This is a genomic window from Gluconobacter sp. (genome assembly GCF_047723935.1).
GTDB lineage: Bacteria > Pseudomonadota > Alphaproteobacteria > Acetobacterales > Acetobacteraceae > Gluconobacter.
The window spans coordinates 1-8,589 of sequence record NZ_JBDOBO010000090.1 but is presented as its reverse complement, the minus strand read 5'-3'; the positions used below and the strand labels follow the sequence as shown (position 1 = coordinate 8,589).

The 8,589-nt window shown below is 57.2% G+C and carries 10 protein-coding genes; 4 read left to right on the top strand and 6 right to left on the bottom strand.

Annotation, left to right across the window (positions count from 1 at the left end):
- Positions 1-10 precede the first annotated feature (10 nt).
- Positions 11-499: an FKBP-type peptidyl-prolyl cis-trans isomerase gene (locus ABF979_RS15225; RefSeq protein ID WP_086633024.1), complete on the top strand. Its 489-nt coding sequence runs from the start codon at positions 11-13 to the stop codon at positions 497-499.
- A 36-nt stretch (positions 500-535) separates the two neighbouring features.
- Here the strand turns inward: ABF979_RS15225 and ABF979_RS15220 are convergent, their stop codons facing one another.
- Complete coding sequence (locus ABF979_RS15220) at positions 536-1,078, bottom strand: thymidine kinase (RefSeq protein ID WP_215767021.1); 543 nt, start codon at positions 1,076-1,078, stop codon at positions 536-538.
- A gap of 95 nt (positions 1,079-1,173) precedes the next feature.
- Here ABF979_RS15220 and ABF979_RS15215 point away from each other — a divergent pair, with 95 nt between their 5' ends.
- The 3 genes from ABF979_RS15215 to trpS are packed head-to-tail and all read left to right on the top strand — an operon-like array spanning position 1,174 to position 3,133.
- On the top strand, positions 1,174-1,659 hold the full coding sequence (locus ABF979_RS15215) for a c-type cytochrome (RefSeq protein ID WP_415560596.1): 486 nt from the start codon (positions 1,174-1,176) through the stop codon (positions 1,657-1,659).
- On the top strand, positions 1,656-2,105 hold the full coding sequence (locus ABF979_RS15210; protein ID WP_064274981.1) for a c-type cytochrome: 450 nt from the start codon (positions 1,656-1,658) through the stop codon (positions 2,103-2,105). The genes ABF979_RS15215 and ABF979_RS15210 overlap by 4 nt, the downstream gene beginning before the upstream one ends.
- A 38-nt stretch (positions 2,106-2,143) precedes the next feature.
- Positions 2,144-3,133 carry a tryptophan--tRNA ligase gene (gene trpS / locus ABF979_RS15205; protein ID WP_099213243.1) on the top strand — a complete coding sequence of 330 codons (990 nt, stop codon included), beginning with the start codon at positions 2,144-2,146 and terminating at the stop codon, positions 3,131-3,133.
- Here trpS and lpxB read toward each other — a convergent pair.
- The 5 genes from lpxB to rpmI form a co-directional block, all read right to left on the bottom strand.
- The gene (gene lpxB, locus ABF979_RS15200) at positions 3,123-4,385 is read right to left on the bottom strand and encodes a lipid-A-disaccharide synthase (RefSeq protein ID WP_415560595.1); all 1,263 of its coding nucleotides are present in this window, start codon (positions 4,383-4,385) and stop codon (positions 3,123-3,125) included. The two genes, trpS and lpxB, sit on opposite strands and share 11 nt — an antisense overlap.
- Positions 4,382-6,850 (bottom strand): phenylalanine--tRNA ligase subunit beta, encoded by a 2,469-nt coding sequence (gene pheT, locus ABF979_RS15195; protein ID WP_415560594.1) that lies wholly within the window; start codon positions 6,848-6,850, stop codon positions 4,382-4,384. The genes lpxB and pheT overlap by 4 nt, the downstream gene beginning before the upstream one ends.
- A 1-nt stretch (position 6,851) precedes the next feature.
- The gene (pheS, locus tag ABF979_RS15190) at positions 6,852-7,922 is read right to left on the bottom strand and encodes a phenylalanine--tRNA ligase subunit alpha (RefSeq protein WP_202207648.1); all 1,071 of its coding nucleotides are present in this window, start codon (positions 7,920-7,922) and stop codon (positions 6,852-6,854) included.
- Positions 7,923-8,023: 101 nt separating this feature from the next.
- Positions 8,024-8,383 carry a 50S ribosomal protein L20 gene (rplT, locus tag ABF979_RS15185; RefSeq protein WP_007282845.1) on the bottom strand — a complete coding sequence of 120 codons (360 nt, stop codon included), beginning with the start codon at positions 8,381-8,383 and terminating at the stop codon, positions 8,024-8,026.
- Between the two features lie 15 nt (positions 8,384-8,398).
- A partial coding sequence (gene rpmI / locus ABF979_RS15180; protein ID WP_415560593.1) for a 50S ribosomal protein L35 occupies positions 8,399-8,589 on the bottom strand: 191 nt, incomplete at its 5' end.

The following is an 8,589-nucleotide window of genomic DNA, read 5'->3' as shown; positions in this document are numbered from 1 at the left end:
GCGGGGGACCATGACCAGCCTGTTTCGCCTTACATCAGCCTTGACCCTTTGCGGCGCACTCCTTGCAGGATGCGCCGGACACAAGGAAGACGCGCCAGAACTGACGCCCGAACAGTTCATGGCGAAGGTCCAGGCGGAACCGGGTGTTAAAACCCTCCCGGACGGACTGAGCTACAAGGTTCTGAAGTCCGGCCCCAAAGATGGTGAAAGCCCACATCGTGGCTCCACCATCATGGTGATCTATGAAGGACGCCTGCCAGACGGCGGAATTTTTGACAGCTCTGACCAGCATGGCAGCGGTGCCTACATGGAAATGCCGCTGGATGGCCTGGTTGATGGCTGGCTCGAAGCTCTGCCAATGATGCACGTTGGCGATGAATGGATGCTCTATCTTCCAGCCAAGCTAGGCTACGGGAAGCGCTCCATGGGCATCATTCCGCCCAACAGCCCACTCATCTTCAAGCTCCAGCTTCTGGGCGTCAATAACGGACAGCAGTAAGTCCTGCTGCTTCATTTAAGCCCTGTCAGAGAGGCCTCAAGGCACCTCTGGCAGGCACCAGTGTTTATCGCACCGCGCCTCATAAAGCTCCTGATCTCCCGTTTCGAGAAGATGCCCAGTCTCATGTGTCTTGGCAGTCCACTGAGCTGGCTGATTGCAGACATGGCACCGAGCTTCCAGATGAATGATTTCATCGGCAAACTGCATGAGCCGCGATACAATTTCAAATGGCTCCTGACGATAATCGCTATCCAGGCCGCCGACAGTGACAGTTGCTCCGCGCAATCGGGCCGACTGCAACTCTGCAACGATATCTCCCTCGTAATGAGGTGAGACCATGAACTGCACTTCATCCAGAACAATGTGTGAATAGTCCTCGGAATGAGGCGGCCAGCGCCGCACGGAACGCGCTGCGAAATGTGAGCCATCCCGACTGACCAGCTCGGCACCGTCACGCGTATCGAATCCCGGCTTCAGTGCCAGAACGCGTTCATGCGCAGACGCAGCCTTGATCAGATGCGAGGATTTTCCTGCAAACATTGGCCCCACATACAGTACCAGACGTCCCTTGCCGCTCATGCTTTCTCCTTCTGATGCGCCCATGAGCCCTATCGGGACGGTTTTGCCAAGAGCCACCCTTGCTGAACGCACCATGAAAATGCGACAAACCTTCTGTGATCAGATTAGACCCAGCAATCCGGCTTCCCCTGTTTATTGCCATTTTCATGGCAATTGTCTTTGTGGTTGGCCATGCGTGGGAAAATCGTGAACAGGCCCCCCGAGAATATTCGAACGAGTGCAGTATCTGCCATCATGGTGGCCATGGGCAGGTGCGAGCCGTTGCTCCAATATTCGGGCGGGTTGGGCATATTGCCCTGACTCCGGAAGGTCATCGCTACATTATCCACGTGCTGCTGAATGGTCTTGACGGACCGATCACAGCGGGTGGCGCTCCTTACAACAGTTCCATGCCATCATTCCACCGCCTTTCAGATGATGAAATTGCACGGATTCTGACGTTTGTTGGAGGAAAAGAAATGGCCGCAGGGGGCCCAACATTCACGGCTTCTGAGATCGCTGAAGAGCGTAAACATCTGCTGTCACCTCAGGAAGTTCTGCTTGAACGCCAGAAACTGGAACAGCAGTCCCCTCTCCCATGAAACGGATCGCTTTTCTTGGTTGTCTCGCACTTGCCTGCTGCGGGAAGAAACCGGCTGGCCAAGCCGTTTATGGGCCCAACTGCGGTATCTGCCACCATGGCGGAAGTGGAATGCCCGGGGAAACACCGCCCCTCGTGGGCCGAGTAGATTTCATCGCCCAAACACCTGAGGGTCGCCACTATCTCGCGAATGTTCTTCTGAACGGCCTCCGTGGCAGTTTCACCACGCAGGGCTATCGCTATAACTATTCCATGCCCGCATATCGTGATCGCCTTACTGACCAGCAGATTGCTGATACTCTGAACTGGCTGATTGCACGCGGCAATATCAAGCCTTCACCCACCATCACGCCAGCCGAGGTCGCCAGTGCACGTGCACAGCAGGGTGACCCGGCAGCGAGTTACCAAGAACGACAGCTCCTGGAGCAGAAGCAGCCGCTTCCCTGAGAGCATGACCTTTCCCCAAAGCTGAAGACAGATCCATCATGCAGCGTGTATTTTCCGGCATTCAGCCAACTGGCATTCCTCATCTGGGTAACTACCTGGGTGCACTCCGCAACTGGGCGGCCATGCAGGCAGACCATGATTGTGTCTTCTGCCTCGTGGACATGCACTCGATCACAATGCCCTGGAATCCGGAAGACCTGCGTCGTCAGACGCTTGGCTCGGCAGCCTGCCTTCTGGCAACCGGCATTGAACCGACACGCCTCTACAACCAGTCTGCCGTCAGCGCCCATGCGCGACTGGGATGGATCTTCAATTGTGTTTCCCGCCTCGGCTGGTTGAACCGGATGACACAGTTCAAAGACAAGGCTGGCAAGAACCGCGAGAACCACTCAGCGGGCCTCTATGTCTATCCGAACCTCATGGCTGCGGACATTCTGGCGTTCCACGCTACCCGCGTCCCCGTCGGTGACGATCAGAAGCAGCATATTGAGCTGGCCAATGACATCGCCCAGAAGTTCAACCATGATATGGGTACGGAGTTCTTTCCGCAGATCGAGGCCTTTATTCCTCCAGCGGCAGCCCGCGTCATGAGCCTGCGCGACGGCACGAAGAAAATGTCCAAGTCGGACCCCTCCGAACAGAGCCGCATTGTTCTGACAGATACCCCGGACGAAATCGCTCTGAAGATTCGCCGCGCCAAGACAGATTCCGACGCGCTGCCAAGCGACGTTGAGGGACTGGAAGACCGGGCGGAAGCCCGCAATCTGGTGGCTATTTACGCGGCCATGTCAGACGAAACGATGTCTGACGTTCTGGCGCGTTTCGGTGGGCAGGGCTTTGGCCCGTTCAAAAACGCTCTGGCCGATCTGCTCGTAGAAAAACTTGGGCCAGTTGCCACCGAGACAGCCCGCCTGATGCAGAACGAAGACCACATCATCTCCGTCCTGCGCGCAGGCGCCGACCGGGCCCGTGAAATTTCCGAGCCGATCGTGCAGGAAGCAGAGCGACTAGTCGGTTTTATTCGCTGATTTTTTTCTTCTTGGACGAACGGGACACCGGCTCGTCCAGAAGATCCATGATTTCCGCAGCGGCTGCATCCGCAGGCGTACCCACAGCGGGAGAGAGCTTTTCCAGCACCTCTTCAAATGCCATCTGCTGCTTCTTTGCCGCTGCCGGATCATCAAGCAGCTTTGAAACCATATCCGACAGCTTTTCAGGCGTGCAGTTTTCCTGCAACATTTCCGGCACCACTTCACGTCCGGCCAGCAGATTGACCATTGCCACGTATGGCACCTTGATCATCCGACGCGCCATCATCGCCGTTAGCGGATTCACCCGATACGTCACCACCATCGGCACATTGCCCATGGCAAGCTCAAGCGTGGACGTCCCCGACTTTGTCAGAGCGCACTGAGCCGCTGCAAACGCGTCGTGCTTATCATGAATATCAGTCACGATATGCGGCTGTACGGGCCATTTACGAATAAGGTTGCGCACGGTCGGCGCAATGACCGGAGCGACCGGTATCACCGGGCAGATATCCGGATGCGTCTTACGCAGAATGTCCAGCATCTTGCGAAAAACTGGCAGCAGCTTCGGAACTTCAGAGCGCCGGCTTCCTGGCATCAAAATCAGGACGGGTGCCGTTTCAGGAATATTATGCCGCGTCCGAAAGCGTGCAGCGTTTCCCTGTCTTACACCCGACTGCAACACCGGATGACCGACGAACCGCGCTTCCAGTCCTCTCTGCGCAAACCATTCAGGCTCAAACGGTAAAAGGCAGAGCAACCGATCCCAGAGCCCGGGGAATTCCTTGACGCGATTTTCGCGCCAGGCCCAGACCTGCGGTGCAACGTAATGGACGCGCTTGAAGCCGGAATTTTCAATTTTCTGAAGAAGTCGAAGTGCAAAACCGGGGCTGTCTATTGTGACAACCAGATCAGGCTTCCGAAGCTCGATATCCTGAACAGCTTCCAGAAGCCGCTGCCGCAAATGCCTGACCCGTGGCAAGACTTCCACAAGCCCCATGACAGCCAGATCACTCATCGGGAACAGACTGTGAAGCCCAAGGGCTTCCATGCGGCCACCCCCGACTCCGGCAAACACCAGCGTCGGGTCCTGCGCATGAAGCGCCAGCATGAGACGTGCACCAATCACGTCTCCACTGGCTTCCCCCGCCAGAATCCAAATCACGCGCCCATGCTGGGGCGTGGGAGCACCCGGCTGGAAGGCTCTGTTACCCGGCTGATGCGCCAGTTCGGATTCTGGAAGAGAGTTCATCGGCGCAACGTAGCTCCTGTTGCCTTGAGAACCGCAGCTTCCACCGATTTGGAAAGCGCTTCAAGGCCGACATCCGTCAGACTTTCGGTCTGTGGCTGCAGGACAACCTCAACACCGAGAGAACGATGCCCTTCCGGCAGGCTACCACCTTCAAAGACGTCAAAGAGGCGAACATCCTGAATCAGGTTCCGGTCGGCCATACGAACGGCCTTGAGAACAGCCTGTGCTTCAACATCCGGCCCAGCAAGGAACGCGAAGTCACGACGCACTGGCTGCAGCGCTGAGAGCGCAGGAGGCGTCTTCTTTTTAGCCTTGGGCTGCGGGATACGATCCAGATACAGCTCGAAAGCCACAACAGTCCCCGTCAGACCAAGCGCGCGTGCCGTGCGAGGATGCAGTTCACCAAAGCTACCCAGAACCAGCTTAGGACCCTGCCGTACCTGACCTGACCGACCCGGATGATAAAAGCCCGGAGCATCTGCCGTGACAGACAAAGAAGCTTCCGGAACACCAAGCGCGGTCAACGCGGCCGTCAGATCCGCCTTGGCGTCCCAGAGCGTTGCTTCCTGCGCAGCCTGACCGGGTTCACGAGCCGTCAATCCGCCGCGCAAGCCAGCAACACGCAGGTGCTGACCTTCGAAATCAAAACATGGACCGATTTCAAACAATGCACCTTCGCCAGAAAGCCCCAGACCACGCGCCAGATTACGGCCGAGTGCACGCGCCAGATTGACAAGCGGCGTCGGGCGCAACTGATCCAGATCCATGGCGATCGGGTTCAGCAAACGCTGCGTTTCGGGCACATCACCAAACAGAACTGCGTCTTCATGAGCAACGAAGGAGAAACCAACCGTCTCCATCATCCCACGTGCTGCACAGATACGGCGCATTAGCGCTGCACGCGCCTGAAGAGGCGTGACTGCCGGAGCCGCGACCATGGCCAACTGAGGAAGTGGCACAGCCGGCACAGCATCCAGCCCATATAGACGTAGCACTTCCTCTATAAGGTCACATTCCGCTTCCATGCGCGGAACATTCGCTGCTGCCTTTGCGGCAACGTTCTCATCAAGTGTCACGGCCTGAGCCAGAACCTGACCGGATGCAACGTCATTCCTCCAGGATGGAACTGCGAAAGTTGCCTCCTCGTCATTCCGCTCAACGACCTCGAAGCCGAGATGCTCCAAAGACCGCACCGCCTCATCCGCAGGAATAGTGACGCCACCCAACGTTGCCAGACGCTCAAAACGCAGCGTAGCCGTGCGTTTCCAATTGGGGAGTTCGCCAGCCTCCGTGATTTCGCTCGGCTCACCACCACACAAGTCACGGATCATTGCTGTGGCCGCTTCGAGGCCGCTACGAACCAGCGCAGGATCAATGCCGCGCTCGAAACGCTGACGGGCATCCGTATGAATGGCGAGACGGCGGCCAGTCAGAGCAATCCGAACAGCATCGAACAACGCGGATTCAACAAACACGTCTGTCGTGTTCTCATCCACACCGCTCTGCTGACCACCCATGATGCCCGCAAGCGACTGCACACCAGCATCATCGACGATCACCATATCGTCCGTCCCCAGGACGTACTCATTGCCATCCAGCGCCGTGAAAGTCTCACGTGCTGCGTGGGTCACTGTCAGGGTGCTGCCAGAAAGTTTCGCAACATCAAAGACATGCAGAGGCCGACCGAGATCATATGTGAGGTAGTTCGTGACATCCACCAGAGCCGAAATCGGCTTCACGCCAACCGCCTGAAGACGGCGCTGCAGCCAACTCGGGCTTGGACCATTCTTTACGCCACGAATGACACGGCCTACAACGTACGGGCAGTCGGGATTTTCGGATTTCCACGAGATTGGTGATTCGAAATCACCCTCAAGAGCTTCTGTCAGCCATGGCTTGAGATGCCCGATCCCGGCGGCAGCCAGATCACGCGCAATACCGCGAATGCTCAGCGCATCGCCACGGTTCGGTGTAATCGCGATTTCAATGACCGGGTCATCAAGCTCGGCATAAGTCGCGTAAGCTTCACCGATCGGAGCCGTTTCTGGCAGTTCGGCGATGCCGTTGCTCTCCTCACCAAGGCCAAGCTCACGCAGGGAACACAGCATACCACCGCTTTCCTCACCGCGGATCTTGCCCTTCTTGATGGTGATATCCAGCCCCGGAACATACGTCCCCGGAGGCGCAAAAATCACATGGATGCCAGCACGTGCATTCGGTGCACCGCACACGACCTGCAAATCTTCATAACCCGCACCAGCAGCGACGCGGCAAAGTTGAAGACGGTCCGCATCCGGATGACGATGCGCCTCCAGAATTTTGGCCGTTCTGAAACCTACCAACTTCTCGGCTGGGTTTTCAACGCTCTCAACTTCAAGACCGATGCCGTTCAGACGGGCACAGATCTCTTCGCAAGATGCTGTAAAATCAAGATGTTCACGCAGCCAGGAGAGAGAGAACTTCATGTCACACGCCCTCCGTCAGCGTGGCGGGAGAGAAAGCGGAAAATCCGTAGTGACGCAGCCAGCGCAGGTCACTCTCATAGAACGACCGCAGATCCGGAATACCGTTCTTAAGCATGGCCAGACGCTCGACGCCCATGCCGAACGCAAAGCCCTGCCACTCCGCCGGATCAAGCCCACAATTGGCCAGCACGCGCGGGTGCACCATGCCGGACCCCAGAACTTCCAGCCAATCGGACCCTCCGCCAATCTCGCCTGTCGCCTTGGACCAACCGATATCCACTTCCATGGAAGGCTCAGTAAATGGGAAATAAGATGCACGGAAACGCACCGGCAGATTAGGCTTGTCGAAGTAGACGCGCAGGAACTCGATCAGGCAGCCCTTGAGGTGCCCAAGAGTAATATTGCGATCAATGACCAGACCTTCGCACTGATGGAACATCGGCGAATGGGTTGCGTCATGATCGGCACGATACGTGCGGCCGGGAGCAATGATGCGGATGGGTGGCTTCTGACCAATCATGGTCCGGATCTGAACGCCAGACGTCTGGGTCCGCAGAACACGCGGTTCATTGCTGCCTGATTTGGGCGGAAGATAAAAAGTATCGTGCTCGGTCCGTGCCGGATGGTGATCCGGCGTATTGAGTGCCGAGAAATTATGCCATTGGCTTTCGACATCAGGCCCTTCCGCGACGGAAAAACCCATGGCGCCAAAGATGGCTGTCATTTCTTCAATGGTGCGGCTGATCGGATGAATGGCACCTGTCACCACAGAAGGGGCAGGCATCGTGATGTCCACCCGTTCGGCTTTCAGGCGTGCTTGAAGCGCTTCTTCTTCAATCTCCCGACCGCGATCTTCGATCACCTTGGTCAATTCGTCCCGCAGGCGGTTTAAAGCCTGTCCGCGCAGTTTGCGCTCTTCGGGGTCGAGTTTGCCAAGCTGTTTGAGCAGCCCGGTGAGAGCGCCAGACTTGCCCAGCGTTCCAACGCGAACGGCATCCCATTGCGCGCGGTCCTGAGCAGCGCCCAGCGCAGCAAGAGTTTCATTCTTCAGCGTGTCGAGATCGTCAGCCATACCGCCCATCGCTTACAGTACAAATACAAAACGGGCCGCCCTGATAACAGGACGGCCCGCCAGTCACCAGCCCCCACGATTGGGGATCAGGTCTGAATAGCTCAGGCTGCGAGAGCGGCCTGTGCCTTCTTGACGATTTCTGCGAAAGCAGCTGCGTCGTCGAAAGCAATGGCAGCAAGAACCTTACGGTCGATCTCGATGCCAGCCTTGTCCAGGCCATTGATGAACTTGCTGTACGTCAGACCGTGCTCACGGACAGCAGCGTTGATACGCTGGATCCACAGAGCGCGGAAATCACGCTTCTTGTTGCGACGGTCGCGATACGCATAGCGCAGCGCCTTCTCAACGCGCTCGAGAGCAATACGGTAGTTCGTAGACGAACGGCCGCGGTAACCCTTGGCGAGATCGAGAACTTTCTTGTGACGGGCGTGCGTCGTTACGCCCCGCTTAACACGTGCCATGTACCTTAATCTCCCTTAGAGCCCGTAGGGCGCCCACTGCTTGATGGTCTTTGCGTCCATATCCGTCATGGTCTGAGGACCACGGTTGGTGCGCTTCATCTTCTGCGGGCGGTTGATAAGGCCGTGGCGCTTGTTGCCTGGGCCGCACATTACCTTGCCGGTCGCGGTGATCTTGAACCGCTTCTTGACCGACGACTTCGTCTTCA